This window comes from Pseudomonas sp. L5B5, assembly GCF_020520285.1.
GTDB lineage: Bacteria > Pseudomonadota > Gammaproteobacteria > Pseudomonadales > Pseudomonadaceae > Aquipseudomonas.
The window spans coordinates 2,420,212-2,446,558 of the sequence record NZ_CP084742.1; the positions used below are offsets into that span (position 1 = coordinate 2,420,212).

Annotated in this window: 30 protein-coding genes; 18 read left to right on the forward strand and 12 right to left on the reverse strand. The window is 63.1% G+C overall.

Going from position 1 to position 26,347, the window contains the following annotated elements; all coding sequences use genetic code 11:
- Positions 1 to 194: 194 nt before the first annotated feature.
- Positions 195 to 1,763, reverse strand: a complete 1,569-nt coding sequence (locus tag LGQ10_RS10930; RefSeq protein ID WP_226525536.1) for a sigma-54-dependent transcriptional regulator — start codon at positions 1,761 to 1,763, stop codon at positions 195 to 197.
- A 305-nt stretch (positions 1,764 to 2,068) separates the two neighbouring features.
- Between LGQ10_RS10930 and phhA the strand changes: the two genes are divergently transcribed.
- The 6 genes from phhA (at position 2,069) to LGQ10_RS10955 (ending at position 6,357) form a co-directional block, all read left to right on the forward strand.
- Positions 2,069 to 2,860, forward strand: a complete 792-nt coding sequence (phhA, locus tag LGQ10_RS10935; RefSeq protein ID WP_226525537.1) for a phenylalanine 4-monooxygenase — start codon at positions 2,069 to 2,071, stop codon at positions 2,858 to 2,860.
- Positions 2,861 to 2,931: 71 nt separating this feature from the next.
- Positions 2,932 to 3,288 (forward strand): 4a-hydroxytetrahydrobiopterin dehydratase, encoded by a 357-nt coding sequence (locus tag LGQ10_RS10940; RefSeq protein WP_007930096.1) that lies wholly within the window; start codon positions 2,932 to 2,934, stop codon positions 3,286 to 3,288.
- A complete protein-coding gene (locus LGQ10_RS10945; RefSeq protein WP_226525538.1) occupies positions 3,288 to 4,478 on the forward strand; it encodes an amino acid aminotransferase in 1,191 nt (396 codons plus the stop codon). The genes LGQ10_RS10940 and LGQ10_RS10945 overlap by 1 nt, the downstream gene beginning before the upstream one ends.
- Before the next feature lie 190 nt (positions 4,479 to 4,668).
- The gene (locus tag LGQ10_RS31355) at positions 4,669 to 4,800 is read left to right on the forward strand and encodes a hypothetical protein (protein WP_264194092.1); all 132 of its coding nucleotides are present in this window, start codon (positions 4,669 to 4,671) and stop codon (positions 4,798 to 4,800) included.
- Positions 4,801 to 4,879: 79 nt separating this feature from the next.
- Positions 4,880 to 5,062, forward strand: coding sequence for a hypothetical protein (locus tag LGQ10_RS10950; protein WP_058438175.1), 183 nt, complete (start codon positions 4,880 to 4,882; stop codon positions 5,060 to 5,062).
- Between the two features lie 95 nt (positions 5,063 to 5,157).
- Positions 5,158 to 6,357, forward strand: coding sequence for an MFS transporter (locus LGQ10_RS10955; protein WP_226525539.1), 1,200 nt, complete (start codon positions 5,158 to 5,160; stop codon positions 6,355 to 6,357).
- On the opposite strand, the gene arfB is transcribed toward LGQ10_RS10955, so the two are convergent.
- Positions 6,354 to 6,767 carry an alternative ribosome rescue aminoacyl-tRNA hydrolase ArfB gene (gene arfB, locus LGQ10_RS10960; protein WP_058436085.1) on the reverse strand — a complete coding sequence of 138 codons (414 nt, stop codon included), beginning with the start codon at positions 6,765 to 6,767 and terminating at the stop codon, positions 6,354 to 6,356. The genes LGQ10_RS10955 and arfB overlap by 4 nt on opposite strands.
- Before the next feature lie 88 nt (positions 6,768 to 6,855).
- The gene (locus LGQ10_RS10965) at positions 6,856 to 8,277 is read right to left on the reverse strand and encodes an amino acid permease (protein WP_226525540.1); all 1,422 of its coding nucleotides are present in this window, start codon (positions 8,275 to 8,277) and stop codon (positions 6,856 to 6,858) included.
- 1,025 nt (positions 8,278 to 9,302) lie between these two features.
- Here LGQ10_RS10965 and LGQ10_RS10970 point away from each other — a divergent pair.
- Positions 9,303 to 9,440 (forward strand): hypothetical protein, encoded by a 138-nt coding sequence (locus tag LGQ10_RS10970; RefSeq protein WP_011059941.1) that lies wholly within the window; start codon positions 9,303 to 9,305, stop codon positions 9,438 to 9,440.
- A gap of 62 nt (positions 9,441 to 9,502) precedes the next feature.
- On the forward strand, positions 9,503 to 10,468 hold the full coding sequence (locus tag LGQ10_RS10975; protein ID WP_226525541.1) for a leucyl aminopeptidase: 966 nt from the start codon (positions 9,503 to 9,505) through the stop codon (positions 10,466 to 10,468).
- Positions 10,469 to 10,550: 82 nt separating this feature from the next.
- On the opposite strand, the gene rluB is transcribed toward LGQ10_RS10975, so the two are convergent.
- From rluB to LGQ10_RS11000, 5 genes are all read right to left on the reverse strand, one after another.
- Positions 10,551 to 11,732, reverse strand: coding sequence for a 23S rRNA pseudouridine(2605) synthase RluB (gene rluB, locus LGQ10_RS10980; protein ID WP_226525542.1), 1,182 nt, complete (start codon positions 11,730 to 11,732; stop codon positions 10,551 to 10,553).
- 187 nt (positions 11,733 to 11,919) lie between these two features.
- The gene (gene scpB, locus LGQ10_RS10985) at positions 11,920 to 12,918 is read right to left on the reverse strand and encodes an SMC-Scp complex subunit ScpB (RefSeq protein WP_226525543.1); all 999 of its coding nucleotides are present in this window, start codon (positions 12,916 to 12,918) and stop codon (positions 11,920 to 11,922) included.
- A gap of 12 nt (positions 12,919 to 12,930) precedes the next feature.
- Complete coding sequence (locus tag LGQ10_RS10990; protein ID WP_226526128.1) at positions 12,931 to 13,629, reverse strand: segregation and condensation protein A; 699 nt, start codon at positions 13,627 to 13,629, stop codon at positions 12,931 to 12,933.
- A 120-nt stretch (positions 13,630 to 13,749) separates the two neighbouring features.
- The gene (locus tag LGQ10_RS10995) at positions 13,750 to 14,379 is read right to left on the reverse strand and encodes an L-threonylcarbamoyladenylate synthase (RefSeq protein ID WP_058437394.1); all 630 of its coding nucleotides are present in this window, start codon (positions 14,377 to 14,379) and stop codon (positions 13,750 to 13,752) included.
- Between the two features lie 13 nt (positions 14,380 to 14,392).
- Positions 14,393 to 15,253, reverse strand: coding sequence for a PHP domain-containing protein (locus LGQ10_RS11000; protein ID WP_226525544.1), 861 nt, complete (start codon positions 15,251 to 15,253; stop codon positions 14,393 to 14,395).
- An 87-nt stretch (positions 15,254 to 15,340) separates the two neighbouring features.
- On the opposite strand from LGQ10_RS11000, the gene LGQ10_RS11005 reads away from it, so the two are divergent.
- From LGQ10_RS11005 to LGQ10_RS11030, 6 genes are all read left to right on the forward strand, one after another.
- Positions 15,341 to 15,937, forward strand: a complete 597-nt coding sequence (locus tag LGQ10_RS11005; protein WP_058435242.1) for a septation protein A — start codon at positions 15,341 to 15,343, stop codon at positions 15,935 to 15,937.
- Between the two features lies 1 nt (position 15,938).
- Complete coding sequence (locus tag LGQ10_RS11010) at positions 15,939 to 16,238, forward strand: YciI family protein (protein WP_058435241.1); 300 nt, start codon at positions 15,939 to 15,941, stop codon at positions 16,236 to 16,238.
- A 106-nt stretch (positions 16,239 to 16,344) separates the two neighbouring features.
- On the forward strand, positions 16,345 to 16,755 hold the full coding sequence (locus LGQ10_RS11015; RefSeq protein WP_058435240.1) for a hypothetical protein: 411 nt from the start codon (positions 16,345 to 16,347) through the stop codon (positions 16,753 to 16,755).
- A 7-nt stretch (positions 16,756 to 16,762) separates the two neighbouring features.
- Entirely contained in the window at positions 16,763 to 17,440 is a 678-nt protein-coding gene (locus tag LGQ10_RS11020) for a response regulator transcription factor (RefSeq protein ID WP_058435239.1), read from the forward strand.
- Between the two features lie 185 nt (positions 17,441 to 17,625).
- On the forward strand, positions 17,626 to 18,063 hold the full coding sequence (locus LGQ10_RS11025) for an LTXXQ domain protein (protein ID WP_058435238.1): 438 nt from the start codon (positions 17,626 to 17,628) through the stop codon (positions 18,061 to 18,063).
- A 65-nt stretch (positions 18,064 to 18,128) separates the two neighbouring features.
- Positions 18,129 to 19,469 (forward strand): sensor histidine kinase, encoded by a 1,341-nt coding sequence (locus tag LGQ10_RS11030; protein ID WP_058435237.1) that lies wholly within the window; start codon positions 18,129 to 18,131, stop codon positions 19,467 to 19,469.
- Between the two features lie 82 nt (positions 19,470 to 19,551).
- Here the strand turns inward: LGQ10_RS11030 and LGQ10_RS11035 are convergent, their stop codons facing one another.
- Positions 19,552 to 20,118: an NAD(P)H nitroreductase gene (locus LGQ10_RS11035; protein WP_058435236.1), complete on the reverse strand. Its 567-nt coding sequence runs from the start codon at positions 20,116 to 20,118 to the stop codon at positions 19,552 to 19,554.
- Positions 20,119 to 20,240: 122 nt separating this feature from the next.
- On the opposite strand from LGQ10_RS11035, the gene LGQ10_RS11040 reads away from it, so the two are divergent.
- Positions 20,241 to 21,695 (forward strand): TrkH family potassium uptake protein, encoded by a 1,455-nt coding sequence (locus LGQ10_RS11040; protein WP_226525545.1) that lies wholly within the window; start codon positions 20,241 to 20,243, stop codon positions 21,693 to 21,695.
- Here LGQ10_RS11040 and LGQ10_RS11045 read toward each other — a convergent pair.
- Positions 21,652 to 22,713 carry an AraC family transcriptional regulator gene (locus LGQ10_RS11045; protein WP_226525546.1) on the reverse strand — a complete coding sequence of 354 codons (1,062 nt, stop codon included), beginning with the start codon at positions 22,711 to 22,713 and terminating at the stop codon, positions 21,652 to 21,654. The two genes, LGQ10_RS11040 and LGQ10_RS11045, sit on opposite strands and share 44 nt — an antisense overlap.
- 159 nt (positions 22,714 to 22,872) lie before the next feature.
- On the opposite strand from LGQ10_RS11045, the gene LGQ10_RS11050 reads away from it, so the two are divergent.
- A complete protein-coding gene (locus LGQ10_RS11050; RefSeq protein WP_226525547.1) occupies positions 22,873 to 23,184 on the forward strand; it encodes a DUF962 domain-containing protein in 312 nt (103 codons plus the stop codon).
- A 101-nt stretch (positions 23,185 to 23,285) separates the two neighbouring features.
- Here the strand turns inward: LGQ10_RS11050 and LGQ10_RS11055 are convergent, their stop codons facing one another.
- Positions 23,286 to 24,107 carry a UDP-2,3-diacylglucosamine diphosphatase gene (locus tag LGQ10_RS11055; protein ID WP_226525548.1) on the reverse strand — a complete coding sequence of 274 codons (822 nt, stop codon included), beginning with the start codon at positions 24,105 to 24,107 and terminating at the stop codon, positions 23,286 to 23,288.
- A gap of 132 nt (positions 24,108 to 24,239) precedes the next feature.
- Here LGQ10_RS11055 and LGQ10_RS11060 point away from each other — a divergent pair, with 132 nt between their 5' ends.
- A complete protein-coding gene (locus LGQ10_RS11060) occupies positions 24,240 to 25,055 on the forward strand; it encodes an AraC family transcriptional regulator (RefSeq protein ID WP_226525549.1) in 816 nt (271 codons plus the stop codon).
- Between the two features lie 48 nt (positions 25,056 to 25,103).
- Complete coding sequence (locus LGQ10_RS11065; RefSeq protein ID WP_226525550.1) at positions 25,104 to 25,997, forward strand: DMT family transporter; 894 nt, start codon at positions 25,104 to 25,106, stop codon at positions 25,995 to 25,997.
- Here the strand turns inward: LGQ10_RS11065 and LGQ10_RS11070 are convergent.
- On the reverse strand, positions 25,991 to 26,278 hold the full coding sequence (locus LGQ10_RS11070) for a SelT/SelW/SelH family protein (protein WP_058437487.1): 288 nt from the start codon (positions 26,276 to 26,278) through the stop codon (positions 25,991 to 25,993). The genes LGQ10_RS11065 and LGQ10_RS11070 overlap by 7 nt on opposite strands.
- Between the last annotated feature and the right edge of the window lie 69 nt (positions 26,279 to 26,347).

The window sequence follows — 26,347 nt, forward strand, 5'->3', positions numbered from 1 at the left end:
GCCGCCCGCCGCTGTACTGCGAACCCCCAAGCAATAAACGCACCAACTTTCCCGAGAGAGGTTTTGCCTCAGGTGGAACAGGGCTTTGCCTGAGAGAGGAAGAAAATGATCGTTCGCCAGGAGACGGAAAAACGGCGGTCTTATGCCGCTAACGGCAAACTACCGCCCCAAGACGCCGAAATCCCTGCCGCCCACTACGCCGAGTCACCCCCGGGCTTGCCCACCTCGTATTCACGCAGCTTGTTGGCGATGGTGGTATGGGAAACCCCCAGGCGCTTGCCCAGCTGCCGACTGCTGGGGTGCTCGGCATAAAGGCTTTCCAGCACGGCCTTCTCGAAGCGCCCGACGATCTGCTCCAGCCCGCCTTCCAGGGAGAACTCGCCCAGGGGCTGGCGCGCGCCGTAGTCCGGCAAGCGGATATGCTCGGCTCTGACCATCCCGCCATCACACAACGAAACCGCCTGGAACAGCACGTTCTCCAACTGCCGGACGTTACCCGGCCAGTGGTAGTGGCTGAGCCGCTCCATGGCGGCCGGCGCCAACTGCGGCAAGGGGCAACCAATCTGCCGGCTGGCCTGGTCGAGGAAATGCTCGACCAGGGGCCCCAGGCCGTCCAGGCATTCACGCAGCGGCGGAATGTGCAGGGACAACACGTTCAACCGGTGGTAGAGATCCTGGCGGAACTCGCCGCGGGCACAGAGCTCGGAAAGGTCCAGCTGGGTGGCACAGATCACCCGCACATCCAGGTACACCTCTTCGTCACTGCCAACGCGGCGGAAACAGCCATCCTGGAGGAAGCGCAGCAGCTTGACCTGCAGGCGCGGGCTCATTTCCCCCACACCATCGAGAAACAGGGTGCCGCCCGCCGTCAGTTCCAGCAGGCCCAGCTTGCCTTCCGCCCGAGCGCCCTCGAACGCCCCCGGGCCATAACCGAACAGCTCGGTCTCGGCCATGGATTCCGGCAGCCCGGCGCAGTTGAGCGCCATCAGTGGCGACTGCCCGCGCGGGCTGGCCAGGTGGCAGGCACGGGCCAGCAGCTCCTTGCCGGTGCCAGTTTCCCCCTCGATCAGCAGCGGCGCGTCCAGAGGCGCCATGCGCCGTGCCTCGCGCACCACCGCAGCCATCACCCTGGAGCTCTGGAAGATGCTGTCGAACCCCCGCAGCTCTTGCTTGCGCACGTTATAGATGCGCTCGCCGACGCGATCCGCCCGGTGCAGGGCCAGCACCGCGCCGGCCATGGCCTCGCTGTCATCGTGTTCGGATTGCAATGGCGCGATGTCCGCCAGGAACACGTCACCCTTGACCTTGACCCGCAACCCATTGATCCGCGACTTGTTGGCCCGCACCAGCTCCGGCAGGTCGAAGTCCTCGGCGTAGCGCGACAGCGGGATCCCCGGCACCTCGTCCACCCGCACCCCCAGCAACTGCGCGGCCGCGCGGTTGGCCGCGACGATGGAGCCGCCCATGTCGATGGACAGCACGGGGAAATCCAGGGCCCCCAGCAACGCATTGAGCTCCATGTGCCGGCGCTCGCTGGGCATCAGCCCGACTCGCTTGACCCCGAATACTCCGGTGATGGACTCGAACTTGGGCCGCAAGGCCTGGAACTGCAGGTTGATCAGGTTCGGGCAGTGCAGGTAGATGGCATTGCCATGCTCCCCGCCCACCTCGCCCCGGGCGACGTTGATGCCGTATTCCACCAGCAGATTGAGAATGTCCCGCAGGATGCCGATGCGGTTCTGGCAGTGAACTTTGATACGCATGAAATAGAGGCCCGAAACTGAAAATTGAGGGCATAAACGCCGGGATTCGACGTTTTTGACTCCTGACCCGACAAACTTTCTGCGCAAGGACGCAGATAATCGTCAAGATTATGTGACAGATAGCGACCTTTTCAACTCGACCAGCCTCAATCCTGCGGGGCCCGGCATAAATTCGTAACGAAAACTTTACGAACTTACCCGCCTGCACCCGTACCTTGCACCTGCCGATGGCTGCAAAGCGCCGCACCCAGGAGTATCACTGGGGTCATTCATAACAAGAACGCATCCCCTGGCAGGAGAGCAGCATGAAGCAGACGCAGTACGTGGCCCGCGAGCCCGACGCGCAAGGTTTTATCGACTATCCACCCGAAGAACACGCGGTGTGGAATACCTTGATCACACGCCAGCTGAAAGTGATCGAAGGCCGTGCGTGCCAGGAATACCTGGACGGCATCGAAAAACTGGGACTGCCCCACGATCGCATCCCGCAGCTGGGTGAAATCAACAAGGTCCTCGGCGAGACAACCGGCTGGCAAGTTGCCCGGGTCCCAGCCCTGATTCCTTTCCAGACTTTCTTCGAACTGCTGGCCAGCAAGCGCTTTCCCGTGGCGACGTTCATCCGCACCCGCGAAGAACTGGACTACCTGCAGGAACCGGACATCTTCCACGAGATCTTCGGGCACTGCCCACTGCTGACCAACCCCTGGTTCGCCGAGTTCACCCACACCTACGGCAAGCTCGGCCTGCAAGCCACCAAGGAAGAGCGGGTATACCTCGCGCGCCTGTACTGGATGACCATCGAGTTCGGCCTGGTGGACACTCCGGCCGGACGACGCATCTATGGCGGCGGCATCCTGTCCTCGCCCAAGGAAACCGTGTACAGCCTGTCCGAAGAACCGGAACACCAGGCCTTCGATCCGCTCGAAGCGATGCGCACGCCTTATCGCATCGACATCCTGCAACCGATCTACTTCGCCCTGCCCAACCTCAAGCGCCTGTTCGACCTGGCCCATGAGGACATCATGGCGCTGGTCCACCAGGGCATGCAGTTGGGCCTGCACGCTCCCAAGTTTCCGCCAAAACCCAAGGCGGCCTGAGCGGTTCGCACTCGCGAGCCGCTGCGAAAGATAGTAACTTCCAACAAGAATCGAACCCCCGGGAATACACCATGACCGCTCTGAACCAAGCCCATTGCGAAGCCTGCCGCGCCGATGCCCCCCAAGTCAGCGACGAAGAACTGCCGGTACTGATCAAGCAGATCCCTGACTGGAACATTGAAGTTCGCGACGGCGTGATGCAGCTGGAAAAAGTCTTCCTGTTCAAGAACTTCAAGTTCGCCCTGGCCTTCACCAACGCCATGGGCGAGATCTCCGAGGCCGAAGGCCACCACCCAGGCCTGCTGACCGAGTGGGGCAAGGTGACCGTGACCTGGTGGAGCCACTCCATCAAGGGCCTGCACCGCAACGACTTCATCATGGCGGCCCGCACCGACGAAGTGGCCAAGACCGCAGAAGGACGCAAGTAATGCACTTCGATGCTATCGGCCGCGTCCCTGGCGACCCGATTCTCGGCTTGATGGGTGCCTACGCCAGCGACCCCAACCCTCGCAAGTTCGACCTTGGCGTCGGGGTCTACAAGGACTCCCAGGGCCTGACGCCGATCCCGCAATCGGTCAAGCTGGCCGAACAGCGCCTGGTGGATAGCCAGGACACCAAGATCTACATCGGTGGCCACGGCGACGCTGCCTTCGGCAAGGTGATCAATGAACTGGTGCTGGGCAGCGACTCGAAACTGATCGCCACCCAGCGTGCCGGCGCTACCCAGACCCCTGGCGGCACCGGCGCCTTGCGCCTGAGCGCCGACTTCATCGCCCACTGCCTGCCCGGTCGTGGCGTGTGGCTGAGCAACCCGACCTGGCCGATCCACGAGACCATCTTCGCCGCAGCCGGGGTCAAGGTCAGCCACTACCCCTACGTGGGCAGTGACAACCGCCTGGACGTCGAGGCCATGCTGGCATCCTTGAACCAGGTGCCCGAAGGCGATGTGGTGCTGCTGCATGCCTGCTGCCACAACCCCACCGGTTTCGACCTCGGCCATGCCGACTGGCAACGGGTGCTGGACGTGGTCCGCAGCCGCAAGTTGCTGCCATTGATCGACTTCGCCTACCAGGGCTTCGGCGATGGCCTGGAGCAGGATGCCTGGGCCGTACGGCTGTTCGCCGCCGAGCTGCCGGAAGTGCTGATCACCAGTTCCTGCTCGAAGAACTTCGGGCTGTACCGCGACCGTACCGGCGCCCTGATCGTTTGCACCCAGGATGCCGAGAAGCTTTTGGATGTACGCAGCCAGCTGGCGCATATCGCCCGCAACCTGTGGTCCACGCCACCGGATCACGGCGCTGCCGTGGTGGCCACGATCCTCGGTGATCCTGCGCTCAAGACCCTCTGGGCCGACGAAGTGGAAGCCATGCGCCTGCGCATTGCACAACTGCGCGCCGGCCTGGTGGAGGCGTTGCAGCCCTACGGCCTGGCCGAGCGTTTCGCCCATATCGGCGTGCAACGCGGGATGTTCTCCTACACCGGCCTGAGCCCTGCCCAGGTCCAGGAGCTGCGTGATCATCACAGCGTGTACATGGTCAGTTCGGGCCGGGCCAACGTGGCCGGGATCGACGCCACCCGCCTGGACCAACTGGCCGAAGCCATCGCCCGGGTCGTCTAGCCATCGGCTTGCCGGCGAGGAGGGTCCTGAGACTTCCTCGCTGGCAATTCGCGATTGATCAACGGCCTTTCATCCCGAAAAACGCGATAAAAATCTTTTTGTCATTTGCAGTGCTGTATCCTGCCCAGGCTTTTTAAAAGCGCGGACCTACCCAGCGATTTAAAAAACAGACTTTGCGAGGAGCAACGATATGCACGAGATCCCGAATCTCCCCTTCCCAAGCCTGCACGAAACTGAGCAGACAACCCCGCAACAAGCCAGTGCCGAAAAGCCTGTAGCCCAGGAAGCCGCCGACAGCCGCAAGGCCGACAGCGAAGAGTGAAGACGCTGTAGACCAGACCGTGTGGAAAGCGCTATTCAAGCGCTTTCCACACCGCCTGAACCCTCCCCCCGAGCTCTCCATGACCGACACCTTCAGCGAAACCCAGGCCAACGTTCTGATTGGCACCGCGCAACAGATGATCGAGGTATGGAATCGCCTCGACCCGCAAAAGCAGGCCGCCCTGCTGGCCCGCTTCGGCACCCAGGAAAACGCCCTCGCCGCGCTGGTCACCACCCGGCTACTGGGCAAGCAGGACACCTGAACCCGCACAACCCATCGATTTGTTCCCCTGCATAACCGCCCGCACCGGTATCATGAGCAGCCTATCTATCTAGCTGCAGTAGCGGATTTCTTCCCATGCCAGATACCCAGCGCCCCTTGGCGGTCACGCTGCAAGTCGTCTCCATCGTCCTGTTCACCTTCATCGGCTACCTGAATATCGGCATTCCCCTGGCGGTACTGCCCGGCTATGTCCACAGCGACCTGGGCTTCGGTGCAGTGATCGCTGGCCTGGTGATCAGCGTGCAGTACCTGGCCACCTTGCTCAGCCGCCCCTACGCCGGACGCATCATCGACAACCTGGGCAGCAAGCGCGCGGTGATCTATGGCCTGGCTGGCTGCGGCTTGAGCGGAGTGTTCATGCTGCTCTCGGCCTGGCTGCAGGCGTTGCCGATGCTGAGCCTGGCCAGCCTGCTGATGGGACGCCTGGTACTGGGCAGTGCCGAGAGCCTGGTGGGCTCGGGCTCCATTGGCTGGGGTATCGGCCGGGTCGGGTCGCAGAACACGGCCAAGGTGATTTCCTGGAACGGCATTGCCAGCTACGGTGCCCTGGCCATCGGTGCGCCCCTGGGGGTGCTGCTGGTCAAGCAACTGGGCCTGTGGAGCATGGGGGTGAGCATTATCCTGCTGGCCGTGCTCGGCCTGATGCTGGCTTGGCCAAAGCTCGCCGCCCCCATCGTCACCGGCGAACGCCTGCCCTTCATCCATGTGCTGGGCAAGGTCTATCCCCACGGCTGCGGCCTGGCCCTGGGCTCAATCGGCTTTGGCACCATCGCCACCTTTATCACCCTGTACTACGCCACCCGGGACTGGTCCAACGCGGTACTGTGCCTGAGCCTGTTCGGCGCCAGCTTCATTGGTGCGCGCCTGCTGTTCGGCAACCTGATCAACCGCCTCGGCGGCTTTCGCGTGGCGATTGCCTGCCTGTCGGTGGAAACCCTCGGCCTGTTGCTGCTGTGGCTGGCCCCCGACGCCAACTGGGCCCTGGCCGGAGCGGCCTTGAGCGGTTTTGGTTTCTCCCTGGTGTTCCCGGCCCTGGGCGTCGAGGCGGTGAACCTGGTACCGGCCTCCAGCCGAGGCGCCGCAGTGGGCGCCTACTCGCTGTTCGTCGACCTGTCATTGGGCATTACCGGGCCACTGGCCGGAGCGATTGCCGCCGGCTTCGGCTTTGCCTCGATCTTTCTGTTCGCCGCCATCGCCGCCTGCAGCGGGCTGCTGCTGAGCCTGTACCTGTACCACCAGGCGCCCAGGCAGCGTGAGGAACGCAAGACCCGCTAGAAGTCGACCTTGCCGCGCCCTGCCTTGATGCTGCCGCGCTTGGCCTTGGTGTCCAGTCGGCGCTTCTTCGAGCCCAGGGTCGGCTTGGTCGGCCGGCGCTTCTTCTCCACCTTGATGGCGTCGAGAATCAGCTCGACCAGACGCTCCAGGGCATCGGCGCGGTTCTGCTCCTGGGTGCGGTACTGCTGGGCCTTGAGAATGATCACACCATCACTGGTGATGCGGCTGTCACGCAGCGCCAACAGGCGCTCCTTGTAGAACGGCGGCAGCGACGAGGCCGGAATGTCAAAGCGCAGGTGCACGGCGCTGGACACCTTGTTGACGTTCTGCCCGCCAGCGCCCTGGGCGCGGATGGCGGTCAGCTCGATCTCGGCATCCGGCAGCTGCACGTTGTTGGAAATCACCAGCATGAAACAGGAATCCGGGTTCAGGGCGCACAGGATACGCCATAAATGAAAAACCCGGCCGGAGCCGGGTTTTTCGTTGCCCAGGCCGCGCCTACTTCAGCGAAGCACTGGCAGCCTGCAGCCCGTGCTGGGCCGCGCGCTTGTTCTTGATGCTGTAGCAGACCCACATGAAGACCAGCCACACCGGAATCGCGTACACCGATATCTGGATGCCCGGGATCATCAGCATGATGCCGAGGATGAACACCACGAACGCCAGGCAGACAAAGTTGCCGTAGGGATACCACAGGGCCTTGAACAGCGAAGTCTGGCCGGTGCGGTTCATGTGCTGGCGGAACTTGAAGTGCGAGTAGCTGATCATCGCCCAGTTGATCACCAGGGTCGCCACCACCAGGGACATCAGCAGCTCCAGGGCATGCTGCGGGATCAGGTAGTTGAGCACCACCGCAACGAAGGTCACCACCGCCGAAGCGAGGATCGAACGTACCGGCACACCGCGCTTGTCGATCTTGGCCAGGGCCTTGGGCGCATCACCCTGCTCGGCCATGCCCAGCAGCATGCGGCTGTTGCAGTAGGTGCCGCTGTTGTACACCGACAGCGCCGCGGTCAGGACCACGAAGTTGAGGATATGCGCTGCGGTGTTGCTGCCCAGCATCGAGAACACCTGGACGAACGGGCTGCCGCTGTAGGCATCGCCGGACGCATTGAGGGTGGTCAGCAGGGTGTCCCATGGCGTCAGCGACAGCAGCACCACCAGGGCGCCGATGTAGAAAATCAGGATGCGGTAGATCACCTGATTGATCGCCTTGGGGATCACGGTCTTGGGCTTGTCGGCTTCAGCTGCGGTGAAACCGAGCATTTCCAGGCCGCCGAAGGAGAACATGATGATCGCCATGGCCATCACCAGGCCGCTGACCCCATTGGGGAAGAAGCCGCCGTGGGACCACAGGTTGCTCACCGAAGCCTGCGGGCCGCCGTTGCCGCTGACCAACAGGTAGCTGCCCAGAGCGATCATGCCGACGATAGCCACGACCTTGATGATCGCGAACCAGAATTCGGCCTCGCCAAAGACCTTGACGTTGGCCAGGTTGATCGCGTTGATCATGACGAAGAACACAGCTGCCGAGGCCCAGGTCGGGACGTCCGGCCACCAGTAGTGGATGTACTTGCCGACCGCCGTCAACTCCGACATGCCCACCAGGATATAGAGAATCCAGCAGTTCCAGCCGGAGAGGAAGCCGGCGAAGCCGCCCCAGTACTTGTGCGCGAAATGGCTGAAGGAGCCGGCCACCGGCTCCTCGACGATCATCTCGCCCAGCTGGCGCATGATCATGAAGGCGATGAAGCCACAGATGGCATAACCGAGAATCATCGATGGGCCGGCAGACTTGAGCACCCCGGCCGAACCCAGGAACAAGCCCGTACCGATTGCGCCGCCCAGGGCGATCAACTGGATATGGCGATTTTTCAGGCCGCGTTTCAGCTCGCCTGACTGCGAGTTTTGTCCACTCATGAAAACTGTCTCACGCAAGGTTTGATGATATTTGCAGACGTTGCCGCCCGGTGAAGGCTTAAGCGGCGCGGATCAAACCCCAGCGCAGGCACCAGAAGTTCAGCGTTTTTCTAACGGTCATGCGTCACCTGTTTGTTTTTATCTGTGACGAAATCGAACCCGACGCGCTCGTGACGCGACGGAGTGAACAAGGTGGATAACCTTGAGTTTATTGGTCCTGTACAGCTGTCTCGCGGCCCGTTCAGGCCAGCTGGGAACCGCTGTTCAGACGCAAAATGCGTGGTTACGCAGAGGGGTCACAGTTAAAACGCCGGGCATTGTACACCCCTGACCCCCTGCCGCCAGACATCGCTGTATCAGCGCGCCGGTAACCGGGATCTTGCGTGGCCTGCTCGATGCTCGGCATCGGCGGCAAAATAAGGGACGGACCGAGTGGGGTCGTCGGTGAAAAAGCGACGGTCATCGCTCTTCGAAGGGTATCGATGGAAGTCGGTTACGGCGTTCATTGCGCCTCCTTCTTGTTATGTACCTGTACGCAGGCAGGTGCACATCTCACCCTCCCAGGCTGCCTGGAACAAGCGGGCCAGGGCCTGCGGGGCGAGCCAGGCCAACATCTTTCGGAAGCTTTTCCTTACACGAGGCCGTCCATGTCTTATCTGCGGGGTAAAACCCAGTATTTCGTAAACTTCCCTTTACAGACCGTAACGTATAATTGCCAGGTCAGTTCCTTTCCAAAGCCGCCAGCGAATTGACACTCCCGGCACTCCTTCCGCGAAGATTGCCTAGTCTTTTGTTTTATCGGGTTTAATTCTCAAGGAAAAATAGAAAATAAAGTTCAGCATAAAATAATCTAAATATTTTTTTGCACTTCAAAACAGCCTGAACTAGGTTTCCAGCCACTTGCCGGATCAGTCACCCGGCAAGCTCGAGGAGCGAATGGGCAGCTTCGGCAACTCTCCCGTTCACTGCTGTCGATCCGTTCCGCCAATGGACTGCCAAGCGTAATGTCATTCAGGAGAAGCACCATGCAAGCACTGGAACAAGACCTGGAAACCGAACTGCAACTGGACGACTGGTTCGAAGCGGCAACCCACGAGGCGGCCGTGGAAATGATGCAAGCCGATGCCGTGGTGCCGTTCGGCACTGCCATGTGGCCAATGTAAGACGTCCGCGAGCCGGGGCGGGCCTGCCTGCCCCGGCCACCTTTGTCCTACAGGGAGGTTTTATGGACCAGACTCGCGCCATCCGTCATTTCCTGTACTACCTCGAACGGCACCCGGCCATGACCAGCCCGGGAACCGCCAAGGTGCTGATCGGCCATACCGCCGAATACCAGGCCATGACCCTGGCCATCATTGAACAGGCTCGCCAGGCCACACCGCTGGCCATCAGCGCACTGCGCCTGGACCTGGAACCGACCGAGACCCTCGCCCGGGCAATCACCGAGTGTGATCTGTACATTTTCTTCTATGACTCCTCGACCCTGCCCCAGCCACGCCCGGACGGCCCGGAATTCCTCCGTCCGCTGCATGGCCTGATGGCCGAACACTGGAAAAAATCCCTGCTGTTCAAGGATTACGGCGCGTACTTCTACGACACCTTCAGCATCGAGCCGCAGCGGATCGCCGACCTCAACGCAACCTTGATCCGGCGCCTGTCCCAGGCCAGCACCCTGAGCTTCAGCGATTCACAAGGCTCGTACTTCGAAGCCCCGCTGAATACGGTGAAGAAGTGGACCGACATCAATGGCGTGGGCAACTACGACCTGGCGCCAGGCGAAATCGCCACCCACAGCGACGAGATCAATGGCCACGTGAAGTTCCTCGGTACCTTCCTCAGCACCATTCCCTTCGCCCGTAAATACGGGGTGTTGCAGGTGCCGCTGGAACTGTGGATCGAGAACTCGAGCATCCGCCAGGTGCAGACCCAAGTGCCCGGGCTGGCCAACGACTTCAACAAGTACCTGGATGCCAACCCGTCGAACCGGCGCATCGAGGAACTGGGAATAGGCACCAACGAAGGCATCAAGTCATTGTATGGACGCAACTCCGGCTTCGAGGAGCGACACTGTGGCCTGCACCTGGGACTGGGCGGCGGCGCCAAGGGCAGCCATCACCTGGACCTGATCTTCAGCTGCGGAGTCCTGGCGGCGGACAGCAAGCCGGTGTTCGACGGCCAATTCGCCTTCTAGCGGATCCCCACCAGCTCCCGGGAAGAATTGCAGGCAAAAAAAACGCCAACCCGAAGGTTGGCGTTTTTTATCCGGGCAGAGACTACTCCGGCTTGCGACGGCCAAAGCCCGGGCGCTGGCCACTACCGGCCGGTGCGCCACGGCGCTTGCCGGACGGCCCGTCCTGATCCAGCCCAGGGCTTGGACGCTTGGACTTGGGCGCCGGGCGCTTGGTGTCCGCCGGACGCTCGGCGACCGGAGTGCCGCGACCGGCAACTGGACGTGGCGCCCGTGGTGCGCGCTCGCCGTCCTGGCGGCCAGCCGGCTTGCGACCGGGGCGTTCGCCTTCGAGTTGTGGCTCACGAGAAGCACGCGGCGAGGCCGGGGCACCGTTGGCCGGACGCAGGGTGCGCACGCGCTCGCTCTTGCCCACCGGACGCGAGGATTTGCGCTGCATGCGCTCCAGCCGGTCCTTGGACTTGGCATTGAGCTGCGGCATGGCAACCGGCGTCAGGCCGACTTCGGCACTGAGCACGTTGACCTCATGCTGGCTCATTTCGCGCCAGCGGCCCATGGGCAGGTCGGAATTGAGGAACACCGGACCAAAACGCACGCGCTTCAGGCGGCTGACCACCAGGCCCTGGGACTCCCAGAGGCGACGCACCTCACGGTTACGCCCTTCCATCACCACGCAGTGATACCAATGGTTGAAGCCTTCCCCACCGGGTGCCTGCTGGATGTCGGTGAACTTGGCAGGGCCGTCCTCGAGCATCACACCGGCCTTGAGGCGGGCGATCATCTCGTCGTCGACTTCGCCACGGACACGGACCGCATACTCGCGATCCATCTCGAAGGACGGGTGCATCAGGCGGTTGGCCAGCTCGCCGTCGGTGGTGAACATCAAAAGGCCGGTGGTATTGATGTCCAGGCGACCGATGTTGATCCAGCGGCCTTCGCGTGGGCGTGGCAACTTGTCGAATACGGTGGGGCGGCCCTCGGGATCGTCGCGGGTGCAGATCTCGCCGTCGGGCTTGTTGTACATGATCACGCGGCGCACTGACTCGGCGGCCTCTTCGCGCTTGATCACCTTGCCATCGATGGTGATGGCGTCGTGCAGGTCGACGCGCAGGCCCAGGGTGGCCTGAGTGCCGTTGACCTTGATGCGGCCCTGGCTGATCCAGGACTCGACGTCGCGGCGCGAGCCGACACCAATGCGGGCGAGAACTTTCTGCAGCTTCTCGCCGGACGGACGGATTTCCTGGTCGTTCTGGTCTTTATCGCTCATCTGGGCACCTCCCGGTGTATCGCTTCAGGCCGAGCAGCCTGAAGGCATGGAAACAGGTTCTGTGGCGACGGACTCGCCAAAGGGTCGCGAATCATACGCTCATGACGATGGTTGCGCATCACAGACTAGTCGATTAGTCGACACCCAGAGGGTTTTCCGCTGGCCGGCCACCCCGCACCACCGCGGCTCAATCCTCTTGCAGGCGCCGCTCCTGCTCGATGGCTTCGGCCAGGGCCAGGGCTTCGGCCTCTTCCTCGCTCAACTGGGGCTCCAACGCGGCGACGGCGGCCAACAGCTTGGTCCGAGCCTCGGCGACACCCAGCACATCTTGCGCAACGTCCTCAGGCCGCTCGTCCACCACGGTGTCCGGGACTGGCTCGTGCAGCCCATCAGCGACAAGCCCCGAGGAAGGTTCCTGCTCCGTGCCTGCGACCAGCTCCTGCGGTTCGAACGAGGCGTCCGCTTCAAGGCCATCACGGTGCACATCGTCGAAATCGGTCTTGAGCCCCTCCTCCATGGAGTCCAGTTCCAGCAACAGGGTATGGAAGCTGGTTTCCTCGGCGGGTGCCTCGGGCTCGGCGCTGGCGTCGGCCAGTTGCTGCAAGTGCTCTGGAACCGGGACATCGTCGAACTCCAGCACCGGTTCGGTCTCCATTTCCCGCAACTCGGCCAGGGGCGGCAGCTCATCGAGGCTCTTGAGGTTGAAGTGATCGAGAAAAGCCTTGGTGGTGGCGAACATCGCCGGTTTGCCAGGCACGTCGCGATACCCCACCACCCGGATCCACTCGCGCTCGATCAGGGTCTTGACGATGTTGCTGTTGACCGCCACGCCGCGCACATCCTCGATCTCGCCCCGTGTGATGGGCTGGCGGTAGGCGATCAGGGCCATGGTTTCCAGCAGTGCACGGGAATAGCGCTGGGGCCGCTCCTCCCAAAGGCGACCGACCCAGGGGGCGAACTTCTCGCGGATCTGCAGGCGATAGCCCGAGGCGACCTCCTTGAGTTCGAAGGCCCGCCCCTCGCAGGACTTGCCCAACAGTGCCAGGGCCTTCTTGAAGACCGCCGGGCCGGGCCGCTCGGCTTCCTCGAACAGCTCGAAAAGACGCTCCATGGACTGCGGTTTTCCCGAAGCCAACAGGAAGGCTTCGAGCAGGGAGGCCAGCTCGCGGGGTTCGTTCAGATTCATGATTTAAGCTCGTTATTCGGCTCGTGCCCGTACATGGATGGCCGCAAAGGGCTCATTCTGCACCAGCTCGACCAGGGATTCCTTGACCAGCTCGAGGACCGCCATGAAGGTCACCACCACCCCCAAACGCCCTTCCTCGGCGGTGAACAGCTCGACAAAGGGCACGAAACCGCCGCCCTTGAGGCGCTCGAGCACATCGCTCATGCGTTCACGAGTGGACAGGGCCTCGCGGCTGACCTGGTGGCTTTCGAACATGTCGCCGCGGCGCAAGACCTCGGCCATCGACATCAGCACCTCTTCCAGCGCCACATCAGGCAACAACTTGCGTACCTGGGCCTGCGGGGCATCGAGCTTGGGCACCAGCACATCGCGGCCTACCCGGCTCAGTTCGTCGATGCCCTCGGCTGCGGCCTTGAAGCGCTCGTATTCCTGCAGGCGGCGGATCAGCTCGGCCCGGGGGTCGTGCTCCTCTTCCTCGATCTCGGCCGAGCGCGGCAGGAGCATGCGCGACTTGATCTCCGCCAGCATCGCGGCCATCACCAAGTACTCGGCGGCCAGTTCCAGGCGCACCGACTGCATCAGTTCCACATACCCCATGTACTGGCGAGTGATCTCGGCTACCGGGATGTCGAGGATGTCGATGTTCTGTTTGCGGATCAGGTACAGCAGCAGGTCCAGAGGGCCTTCGAAGGCTTCGAGGAAAACCTCCAGGGCATCGGGCGGGATGTACAGGTCCTGGGGCATTTCCATGACCGCCTGGCCGTATACCATGGCGAATGGCAGCTCCTGCTGGGCGCCGGCCTGCTCGTCGACGGGTTCCACTGCGGACATCTAGGCCTCGGCCATGAAGGGCGCAGGATCGCCGCAACCGACACGAATCACTTGCGGCTCGCCATCGGCAAGGCTGATCACAGTGGAAGATTCGGTGCTGCCGAAACCGCCATCGATGATCAGGTCCACCTGGTGCTCCAGCAACTGGCGCATTTCATGAGGGTCGCTCAAGGCCTCGGTGTCACCGGGCATGATCAGGCTGACGCTCATGAGCGGCTCGCCCAGTTCGGCCAGCAACGCCAGGGCAATGGGGTTGCTGGGAACCCGCAAGCCGATGGTGCGGCGCTTGGGATGCAACAGCAGGCGCGGCACTTCCCGGGTGGCATTGAGGATGAAGGTGTAAGGCCCCGGCACATGGGCCTTGAGCAGGCGAAAGGTACCGGTGTCGATCTTGGCGAACAGGCCCAGTTGCGAAAGATCACTGCAGATCAGCGCAAAATTGTGCTTGTCGTCCAGCTGACGCAGGCGCCGTACCCGTTCGATCGCGCCTTTGTCGCCCATCTGGCAGGCAATGGCGTAGGAGGAATCCGTGGGATAGATCACCACGCCACCGCCGCGAATGATCTCCACAGCCTGCTTGATCAGCCGTGGCTGCGGGTTTTCCGGGTGGATCTGGAAAAATTGACTCACTGTCTCTACCTGCTCAGGCGGCAATAATTGGCTCATGTTTGAACCGACACCAAAGTGGCGGCAGGTCCTCCGGGACCGGGCGGTACTCACCGATCTCGGACCAGCCCCCCGGGCCATGAAAGTCACTGCCGGCGCTGACCAGCAGTCCGAATTCACGGGCAAGGATGGACAGGCTGCCCACTTGCTCCGCTGGTTGGTGACCGTTGACCACTTCGATGGCGTGGCCACCGGCTTGAATATAGTCGGCAATCAAGCGGCGACGCTTGCTGCGGGTAAAATCGTAGTGCCAGGGATGGGCGAGGCTGACCCAGGCGCCGGACTCGCGCAATGTCCCGACGGTTTCTTCAAGGGTCGGCCAATGCTGCTTGACGTCACCCAGCTTGCCGGCGCCGAGCCACTTGCGAAACGCTTCGGCACGATCCTTGACGAATCCGGCACGCACCAGGTAATCGGCGAAATGCGGGCGTGCCGGGGCGTTGCCGCTGTCGCCCAGCCCCTGCTGGATCGCCCGGGCACCTTCGAGGGCCCCCGGCATGCCCTTGAGGGCCAGCTTGCGACTGATTTCCTGGGCACGCAGCCAACGCCCCTCGTGCAACTTGCCGATTGCCTCCACCAGCGCCGGGGCGTCAACGTCGAAGCCATAACCCAGTACATGGATGGTGGCGCCACCCCACGTACAGGACAATTCGACGCCATTGACCAGTTGCATGCCCAACGCCCGGGCAGCCTCGTGCGCCTCGGCCAAGCCCTCGACGGTGTCGTGGTCGGTCAGGGACAGGATTCGCACGCCTTTTTCATACGCCCGGGCAACCACCACCGCAGGCGCCAGGGCGCCATCGGAAGCGGTGCTGTGGCAGTGCAAATCAACGTTCACGGGACGATAAAACCTCAAATCAGCTGGCGCTTTCGCTACCTGGGATGTTTGTTATTATGCCGACACATCCTGCTTCTGGCTGCCACTGTGAAACAATTCATCGACTTCATCCCGCTGTTCCTGTTTTTCATCGTCTACAAAATCGACCCACGCGTCGTCGACCTTGCCGGTCACGAAGTCACCCTGGGCGGTATCTACAGCGCCACGGCAGTGCTGATCATCAGTTCCCTGGTGGTCTACGGCGCCCTGTTCATCTCCCAGCGCAAGCTGGAAAAAAGCCAGTGGCTGACCCTGGTCGCCTGCCTGGTGTTCGGTAGCCTGACCCTGGCCTTCCACAGCGAAACCTTCCTCAAGTGGAAAGCTCCGGTGGTCAACTGGTTGTTCGCCCTGGCCTTCATCGGCAGCCATTTCATCGGCGACCGCCTGCTGATCAAGCGCATCATGGGCCACGCCCTGAGCCTGCCGGACGCAGTGTGGACCCGCCTGAACATCGCCTGGATCGCCTTCTTCGTGTTCTGCGGCGCTGCCAACCTGTTCGTCGCCTTCACGTTCCAGAGCATCTGGGTCGACTTCAAGGTCTTCGGCAGCCTGGGCATGACCGTGCTGTTCCTGGTGGGCCAGGGCATCTACCTGTCGCGCCATTTGCATGACACCGATTCCACCACGCCGAAAACCGAGGACTGACATGCTTTACGCAATCATTGCCACAGACGTCGCCAATTCCCTGGAAAAACGCCTGGCCGCGCGCCCAGCCCACCTGGAGCGCCTCAAGCAGCTCCAGGCCGAGGGACGGGTGGTGCTGGCCGGTCCGCATCCGGCGGTGGACAGCGAAGATCCGGGCGCGGCCGGCTTCACTGGCAGCCTGATCATCGCGCAGTTCGAGTCCCTGGTCGCGGCCCAGGCCTGGGCCGATGCCGATCCTTTCGTGAGCGCAGGCGTCTACGGCAACGTGCTGGTCAAGCCTTTCAAGCAATCCATACCGTAACCCCAGGCGTGATGAACCTTCGGGGTTCATCGCGTTCTCAATCGCTCATTATTCTCGTTTGACGGCCGACAACCTGCCCAACATCCGATTGGAATCAGGAGTTTCGATGCGCCAAGGTCCGTTGTGCCTGTTGTTGGTCATGCTGTCGATCGGGGCTCCGGCCCTAGCCGAAGAACCCCAGCAAAGCGGTTATTCGACGCCACTGTCCCTGAGCGCCGGTAGCCAGATCACCGAATTGCAGCAACGCTTGAAGGAAAGCGAGCGTCAGCGCGAAGAGTTGAGCAAGCAATTGCAGACGGCCGATGCCGAGCGCGAAAGCCCGCAACTGGCACGCCTGCGTCAGGAGAACCAGCGCCTCAAGCTGCAAGTCAAGGAAGCCCAGGCCAGCCCGGCTCCGCGTCTTTTGACCGACCAGCAACAGTGGTTCGTTACCGGCGGCGGCGTGGCCCTCATCGCCCTGCTCTGCGGTATCTTCGCCAGTGGCGGACATCGCAAGCGTCGACAATGGCTAAATTGAGTGATTCATGAGCGACCTGTTACTGATTGATGACGACCAGGAGCTGTGCGAACTCCTGAGCAGCTGGCTGGGCCAGGAAGGCTTCCAGGTACGCGCCTGCCATGACGGCCTCAGTGCTCGCCGGGCCTTGGCCGACCATGCGCCCGCAGCCGTGGTGCTGGATGTGATGCTGCCTGATGGCAGTGGCCTGGAGCTGCTCAAGCAACTGCGCAACGATCATCCCGAACTGCCCGTGCTGATGCTCTCGGCCCGTGGTGAACCCCTGGACCGCATCCTCGGCCTGGAACTGGGCGCCGACGACTACCTGGCCAAACCCTGCGATCCACGCGAACTCACTGCCCGCCTGCGCGCCGTTCTGCGCCGCAGTCACCCGGTGGCGGCCTCCAGCCAGATCGAACTGGGGGACCTGTGCTTCAGTCCGATGCGCGGGGTGGTGACCCTCGACGACCAGGACATCAGCCTGACAGTGTCCGAAAGCCGTCTGCTCGAAGCCCTGCTCAAGCAGCCAGGCGAGCCCCTGGACAAACAGGAGCTGGCGCAGATCGCCCTCGGCCGCAAACTGACCCTGTACGACCGCAGCCTGGACATGCATGTGAGTAACCTGCGCAAGAAGATCGGCCCTCATCCTGATGGGCGCCCGCGAATCGTCGCCCTGCGTAGCCGCGGCTACTACTACAGCCTGTAGCCCTGGCCACCCGCCTCACGCAGGCGACCCACAGACAACGGGCGCTTGCGCCGCCAACAACCTTTGTCAGGTTGGCGAGCCCGCGTCTTTACTCAAGCTTTACCCTCGACTGACCGCCGCTGACCTTGATCTGCGTAACCTGAACTCATCCGGAACTGACCGGGAACGAGACAAGGAGATACACCATGCGCAAGACCCTGATCGCTCTGATGTTCGCCGCCGCACTGCCGACCGTCGCCATGGCCATGCCCGAGGGCCACGGCCCGCAGGGTCCGATGGATGGCCCCCGGCACAGCGAGCACATGCGTGGCAAAGGCCCCTGGAGCCAGCTGGACCTGAGCCGTGAACAGCGCCAGCAGATCGGCAAGCTGATGGGCGAGCAAATGCACGAGCGCAAGGCAGTGGCGGAAAAATACCTGGAAAAACTCTCCCCGGCCGACCAACAGGCCATGAAGGACGAACTGGCGGCCAAGCACCAGAAAACCCAGGCCGATATTCGCGCGCTGCTCAAGCCTGACCAGCAGAAAGAGTTCGACACCCTCGTCAAGAAACAGGAAGAACGTCGCGCCGAATGGGCCCAGTTCAAGGCCTGGAAAGCGCAACAACCGCAAAAAGCGCAATAATGCGCTAGCGTCCTCCCCCAGCCCAGTGGCCTCGCCACTGGGCTTCGTGCATTCAAGGAGTTTCCGTGCGTTCATTGTTCTGGCGCGTCCTGGCCAGTTTCTGGCTGGCCATCACCCTGGTTGCCGGGTTGTCGATCCTGCTGGGCCACATGCTCAACCAGGACACCTGGATCCTCAGTCGCCATCCGGGCCTGAACGGCCTTGCCGAGCAATGGACGCAAACCTATGAGGAACAAGGCGAGGATGCCGCCCAGGACATCCTCCAGCAGCGCAAGCGCCAGTACCACATCGACGTCCAGGTGCTCAACGAGAGTGGTGATCCGGTGGTGCGCGGCACCTTCCCGCACCGCGCAGCCGTCTTCGAGGCCCGGCAGAACAACGATGACCGACGCCTGCCCTGGCGCCGCCTGACGGCGGAGTACACCAGCCCGCGCACCAGCGACACCTACCTGTTCATCTATCGCATCCCCCATCCGGAACTGGACGCCTGGCACCGTGACAGCCTGACCTGGCCCTTGAGCGCGCTGGCCATCGCCCTGGTGGTACTGACCCTGTTCAGCCTGCTGGTGACCCTGTCCATTACCCGTCCCCTGAGCCGTCTGCGCGGTGCAGTGCATGACCTGGGACAAGCCGCCTACCAGCAGAACAGCCTGGCGCGCCTGGCCAATCGCCGCGACGAATTCGGCGTGCTGGCGCAGGACTTCAATCGCATGGGGTCACGCCTGCAGAGCCTGATCGGCAGCCAGCGCCAACTGCTGCGTGATGTTTCCCATGAACTGCGCTCACCCCTGGCACGCCTGCGTATCGCACTGGCGCTGGCGGAACGGGCAGCCCCCGAGGAGCGAGACCAGCTCTGGCCTCGACTGACCCGCGAATGTGATCGCCTGGAAGCCCTGATCAGCGAGATCCTGGTCCTGGCCCGGGTCGATGCCGACAACGCCAGTGCCGAGGAAGTCGACCTCAACGCCCTGCTCCTGGCATTGCACAAAGACGCCCAGCTGGCTTGCCCCGAGCAATCGGTGGTGATCGATGCCCAGCCCCAACTGCACGTGCGTGGCTGGCCAACCATGCTGGAACGGGCCCTGGACAACCTGCTGCGCAATGCCCAGCGCTTCAGTCCCGCCGGGCAACCGATCGAGGTTCGGGCCCAGCGCCAGGGTGAACGGATCCTGATCAGCGTGCGCGATCACGGCCCTGGCGTACCCGTCGAGCACCTGGGCCAGTTGGGCGAGCCATTCTTTCGCGCCCCGGGGCAGAGCACCGCGGGGCATGGCCTGGGCCTGGCCATTGCACGTCGAGCGGCAGAACGCCACGGTGGCAGCTTGACGCTGGACAACCATGCCCAGGGCGGTTTCATCGCTACCCTGGAATTGCCCCTGGCCGCCGATGCCCTGGTTCAGGCCTGAATGCAAAACGGGCAAGCCGTTGCCGCCGGAATCGGCATCAACGCACTTGCCCGCAGGATGACCGCGAGACAGACAGGAAAGATCAGGCCTTGGCGGTCCAGGCGCTGACGAACTCGCGGGTATCGACCTTCGGCGCGACCCGAGGCTCGTTCAACGGGGTGCCCAGGTACAGGAAGGCGATGACTTCTTCGCCTTCGGCCAGGCCCAGCCCCTTGGCTACATGGGGCGAGTAGGACAGCTCGCCGGTCCGCCAGACCGCACCGACTCCCTGGGCGTAGGCCGCCAGCAGGATGCCGTGGGCCGCACAGCCTGCCGCCAGCCGCTGCTCGTTGTGCGGGACCTTGGCATGCTCCTGCAGGCGAGCGACCACCACGACCACCAAGGGCGCGCGCAGCGGCATGGCCCGGGCCTTGTCCAGTGCCGCCTGGTTCACCTCGCCACCCTGCAACTGCACCGCCTCGACCAGCAGTTCGCCCAGGCGATCCCGCGCCTCGCCCTCTACCGTCAGGAAGCGCCACGGCCGCAGCTGGCCGTGATCCGGCGCGCGCAGGGCGGCGGCGAACAAGGCTTCGCGCTGCTGCGCGTCAGGAGCAGGTTCCACCAGGCGTGGCACGGAAACACGGTTGAGCAAAGCGTCGAGAGCCTCCATCGGCCACCTCCTGAAAAAAATGTCCGGCTATTCTAGCGGTATCTGCCGGCGGGGTGCCGGTTTACATGCCCTGCCTCGCAGGTAGAATGAGCGCCTTTCCCCTCCCTGCCCGAGCCCAACACATGGCGTTGCCGACCCTCAGGATCATTGGTTTCATCATCGGCATCTTCCTGATCACCCTGGCCATCGCCATGGTCGTGCCCATGGCCACGCTGGTGATCTTCGAACGTACCGGCGACTTGCCGTCGTTCCTCTGGGCCAGCCTGATCACCTTCATCGCCGGCCTGACCCTGGTGATCCCGGGTCGCCCCGAGCACGTGCACCTGCGTCCCCGGGACATGTACCTGCTGACCGTCTCCAGCTGGGTAGTGGTGTGCATCTTCGCTGCGCTGCCCTTCCTGCTGACACAGCACATCAGCTACACCGACTCGTTCTTCGAGAGCATGTCCGGCATCACTGCCACTGGCTCCACGGTGCTCAGCGGCCTTGACCAGATGTCGCCCGGCATCCTGATCTGGCGTTCATTGCTGCACTGGCTGGGAGGCATCGGCTTCATCGGCATGGCGGTGGCGATCCTGCCGCTGCTGCGTATCGGTGGCATGCGCCTGTTCCAGACCGAATCCTCGGATCGCTCGGAAAAGGTCATGCCACGCTCGCACATGGTGGCCCGGCTGATCGTCGCGACCTATGTGGGCATCACCATCATCGGCAGCCTGGCGTTCTGGTGGGCCGGAATGAACGTGTTCGACGCCATCAACCATGCCATGTCGGCCATCTCCACCGGCGGTTTCTCCACCTCCGACGAATCCCTGGCGCACTGGAAGCAACCGGCGGTGCACTGGGTCGCCGTACTGGTGATGATCCTCGGCAGCCTGCCCTTCACCCTGTACGTGGCGACCCTGCGGGGCAACCGCCGTGCCCTGATCAGGGACCAGCAGGTCCAGGGACTGCTGGCCATGCTCGTGGTGACCTGGCTGATCCTCGGTACCTGGTACTGGTGGACCACCAACCTGCACTGGCTCGAAGCCCTGCGCCACGTGGCGCTGAACGTGACTTCGGTGGTCACCACCACAGGCTTTGCCCTGGGCGACTACAGCCTGTGGGGCAACTTTTCGCTGATGCTGTTCTTCTACCTGGGGTTCGTCGGTGGTTGCTCGGGGTCCACTGCCGGCGGAATCAAGATCTTCCGTTTCCAGGTGGCCTACATCCTGCTCAAGGCCAACCTCAATCAGCTGATCCACCCGCGGGCGGTGATCAAGCAGAAGTACAACGGCCATCGCCTGGACGAGGAGATCGTTCGCTCGATCCTGACCTTCTCGTTCTTCTTCGCCATCACCATCTGCGTGATCGCCCTGGCCCTGTCGCTGCTGGGCCTGGACTGGATGACCGCCCTGACCGGCGCGGCCAGCACCGTGTCCGGAGTGGGCCCGGGTCTTGGGGAGACCATCGGCCCGGCGGGTAACTTCTCCACCCTGCCCGATGCCGCCAAGTGGATCCTGTCCCTGGGCATGCTCCTGGGTCGCCTGGAGATCATCACGGTGTTCGTGCTGTGTATTCCGGCGTTCTGGCGTCATTGATCGAGGTCGGCAACTGCACCAGGCGCGCCCGATATTCGCCGGGCGTGACATCGAACCAGCGGCGGAAGGCCCGGAAGAAGTTGCTCGGGTCGGCGAACCCCAGCAGGTAGGCAATCTCCAGCAAGGTCATGTTCGGTTGCGCCAGGTATTGCTCGGCCAGCTCCCGCCGGGTGTCGTCGAGCAGCGCCTGGAAGCTGGTGCCTTCCTCCTGCAGCCGACGTTGCAGCGTGCGCTGGGACAGGTGCAGGGTCTGCGCCACGCGCTCACGCTTGGGTTCGCCCTGGGGCAACAGCCGGCATAACACCTGGCGCGCCTTGTGGGTCACCCGGCTTTCGGAGAAACGCGCCAGGTACTCACCGGCAAACCGGTCATGCAGCAGCGCCATGGCCTCGTTGGCCGTGGGCAGGGGAGTCTCCATGTCGGCACACTCGAAGATCAGCGCATCGAAGGGCGCGGCGAACATCAGCGGGGCATGGAACATGTCCTTGTAGGGCTGAAGGTCCTCCGGCGCAGGCCCCTGGAGCATCACCTTGCGTGGTTGCAGGTCACGCCCGGTGAGCCAGCCGCACAGCGCCAGGGCACAGGCCAGCGAGGCCTCGGCGCTCTGGCGGGTTGGTGGGAGGTGATCGCCGTGCACCGTCAGGATCAGCGCATACCCTTCCGGCAACAGGCGGAAACTCAGGTCGGCGCTTTCGGCGATGATCCTCTGGTAGCGCACCAGGCGCTGAAAACCCTCGGCCAGGGTGCGACTCGACATCAGGGCATAACCGGCCACATGAAAGGAGGCCGGGCGCACCACCTTGCCCATGTTCAGACCGATCGCCGGATTGCCGGACAACTGCACGGCCCGCTGCCACAGCCGGGTCATCGAGTCCTGGGTGAAGCGCGCGTCGGGGTCTTCGAGGGCGCCGTAGTCGAGTCCCAATTGCTTGAACAACGCCCGGCAATCCAGGCCGTCCATCTCCAAGGCCTTGACGATTCCCAGGGTCCAGCTTGCAGAAGTCGTTCGTTCGCTCATGAGAGGTTCTTACATGATGAGCCGCATGCTACGGCCAATTTTCCAAGGATACTAAAGTGGCGCCTATTGTCACTGGCCTGTGCCGCCAAGGACTCTAGACTCAAATAGGCTCCCCGCAGAGCATCCGCACACAGAACAACAAACGCAGAGATCGCGGCCATGGAAAACATTCGACAGTTCAACAGCTTCGCCGAGTTCTACCCCTATTACCTGGGCGAACACAGCGACAGCACCTGCCGGCGCTTGCACTTCATCGGCACTACCCTGGTGATTTTCCTTCTGGCCCTGGCCATTGGCAAAGGTGCCTGGCTGTTGCTGCTGGCATTGCCGGTGGCCGGCTACGGCTTTGCCTGGGCCGGGCATTTCTTCTTCGAGAAGAACCGCCCAGCGACTTTCCAGCACCCGCTGTACAGCTTGCTGGGGGATTTTGTCATGTACCGTGACATGCTTCTGGGCAAGGTGCCCTTCTAGAGACGGTAACTGCCGCTGGGAGGAGAATGCTGCCAGCGGGCATGACCTGCGCCACCCGGAGCGGGACCCGCGCGGGCCACGCCCGTCGCAAGGCCCGGGGCTCAGGCCGGTTCTGCCGTCCTCAAGCGCTCGGCCTTGAGCTGGGCCTCACGGGCCTGGTGCTCGGCCAGGCGATAGAGTTCGATGCTGCCGTCCCAATGCTCGATCAGGGCCGTGCAGGATTCGACCCAATCCCCGCAGTTGAGGTACTCCACCTCGCCCACCTTGCGGATCTCGGCATGGTGAATATGGCCGCAGACCACCCCGTGCAGCTCACGCTTGACGCACTCGTGGGCGATGGCTTCCTCGAAGTCGCTGATAAAGTTCACGGCGGTCTTCACCTTGTGCTTGAGATAGGCCGACAGCGACCAGTAGCCGTAGCCATAGCGCGCTCGCCAGTGGTTGAGCCAGCGATTGAGGGTCAAGGTGAACTCGTAGGCCGAATCGCCAAGAAATGCCAGCCAACGGTGATAACGAGTGATGACGTCGAACTGGTCGCCATGGATCACCAGCAGGTGGCGGCCGTCCGCAGTGACGTGCACCGCCTCGTCCACCAGCTGGATATTGCCCAGGATCAGCCGGGAATAGCGGCGCAGGAATTCATCGTGGTTGCCGGTGACGTAGATCACCTCGGTACCGCGCTTGCTCATGGTCAGCAAACGACGGATCACATTGGTATGGGCCTGGGGCCAGTACATGCCACCGCGCAGTTTCCAGCCGTCGATGATGTCACCCACCAGGTAGATGCGGTCGGCGTGGTAGCTCTTGAGAAACCGCGCCAGGTGCTCGGCCTGGCAATCCCGGGTCCCCAGATGCACATCGGAAATCCATAGGGTGCGCACCCGCTGCTTGCGGCTGGGCTTGGCGAGTTCGGCATGGGTCATGGACGCTCTCCGGGATTTTTTGCGAGCTTGCGCCCCAGCGATTAATAGCCCATGACAGATATGCGGCAGTGCGATGACAGCACGAAACGCCCGACAGCCGGTGTAAACTGCGGGCCTGCCTAGGAGACCGCAATGGGATCTATCCTCACCCTGCGCCACTACAGCCACGACCTCATCGCCCACAGCCACGACCATGCACAACTGGTGTTCGGCCTTTCGGGCCAACTCGAATTCGAAGTCGAGGGCCAGGGCAGCCAGGTGCGGCAGCAGAGTTTCGTGGTGGTGCCGGCCGGTGCCCGGCATGTCTGCGGCAGCCCCGGAGGCAGCCAGTGCCTGGTGCTCGACGTGCCTGGCGAACACTGGCTCGGCCAGTCCCTTGGGGAGCATGCCGAGGCCAGCCGACGACTGCTCGACAGCCCTCAGCGCCAGGTCCTGGCGCCCAACCAGAGCCGCCTGGTCAACTGGCTGGCGGACAGCCCGGTGGACGACCCGCTGATTGCCCAGCAAGGCGCCATATTGCTGCTGGCCAGCCTCAATCATCCCGCCTGCGGCCAGCCGGGCGAGCGGCGCCTGCCCTACGCCGCCCTGAATGCCCATATCGATCGCCATGCCGCCCATCCACTGCAGGTAGCCGACCTGGCGCGAATCGCCGGTTTGTCCGGCGCACGCCTGCATGCGCGCTTCATCGCCGAATGTGGGCGCACGCCCATGGAGTACTTGCGCAGCCGACGCCTGCAGATGGCCCTGGAGTTGTTGCGCGGCTCGCCGCTGCCCATCGGCGAGATCGCCCATTGCGTGGGCTACAGCTCCCAGAGCGCCTTCGCCGCCGCAATACTGCGCGAGTTCGGATGCTCGCCCCGGCAGCTCAGGCAGGGGGCGAACGCGAGTTGCTCGACAAAACCCGGCAGCCTCACGACAGACGACACCGGCACGGCACTCGTAGACTGAGCCCGATATCGTCCAGGCCGTCATGGCCGTCTTGCGTTAAGGAAAAACATGACTCCGCGTACCGCCCTTGGCGCCCTGCATATCGGCGCACTGATGTTCGGCCTGACCGGCGTGCTGGGCAAACTCGCCATGGCTTCACCAGCGGTCATCGTCTTCGGTCGTGCGGCCTTTGCCGTGCTCGCCCTGGCGTTCTTCGCCCGCCTGGCCAACAACGCGCCGTGGCGCAGGCTGTCTGCCGGCGACTGCTGGCGACTGCTGCTCAGCGGCCTGCTGCTGGCCGGTCACTGGGTCAGTTTCTTCGTTGCGGTCAAGGTCGCCGGCGTAGCCATCGCCACCCTGGGGTTTGCCAGCTTCCCGGCCTTCACGGTGATTCTCGAGGGCCTGATCTTCCGCGAGCGGATCCGCGCCAACGAGGTCCTGCTGGTGGCGCTGGTGAGCATCGGGCTGGTGCTGGTCACTCCGGACTTCGACCTGGCCAGCCAGGCCACCACCGGCCTGCTCTGGTCCGTGGCCTCGGGGCTGCTGTTCGCCCTGTTGTCGCTGAACAACCGCGCCAGCTCGGGGCGAATTCCGGCAGTGCAGGCGGCGCTGTGCCAGAACCTGGTGGTGGGCCTGTGCCTGCTGCCAGTGGCGGCACCGGAACTGGCCCAGGTACGCGCCATGGACTGGCTGTGGATCAGCCTGCTGGGCATCTTCTGTACCGGCCTGGCCCATAGCCTGTTCGTCGCCAGCCTGGCGGTGATCAAGGCCCGTACTGCGGCGGTGGTCTTCACCCTGGAGCCGGTCTATGGGATCACCGTGGCCTGGCTGCTGTTCGGCGAGACCCCGACCCTGCGCATGCTGCTGGGCGGGGCCTTGATCATTGTCGCGATCGTGGTCTCGAGCCGCGTGTCCACCGGCTCAGGCAGCAAGAGCGCAACCGCCCAGGCCGGGTCTCACTGAGAGCGGTCGTTGTGGCCCAGGTCACGCTCGGGATCGATGCAGTCGCGAACCCGCTGCTTGAGCACCTTGGCCTCGGGAAAACCGCCATCGGCCTTGCGCTCCCAGATCTGCACGCCATCGCACTGGATACGGAAAGTGCCACCGGTGGCGGGCTCCAGGGAGACCTTGCCCAGGTCGTCGCTGAAGGTGCTCAGCAGCTCCTGGGCCAGCCACGCCGCACGCAACAGCCACTGGCACTGGGTGCAATAGGTGATGATCACTTCGGGTTTACGTTCAGTCATGGTAGGGCCGGGTCCTGAGAGCGAGGGCGTCGCTATAATAGCCGGCTTTATCGCCAGCCCCGAGAAGCC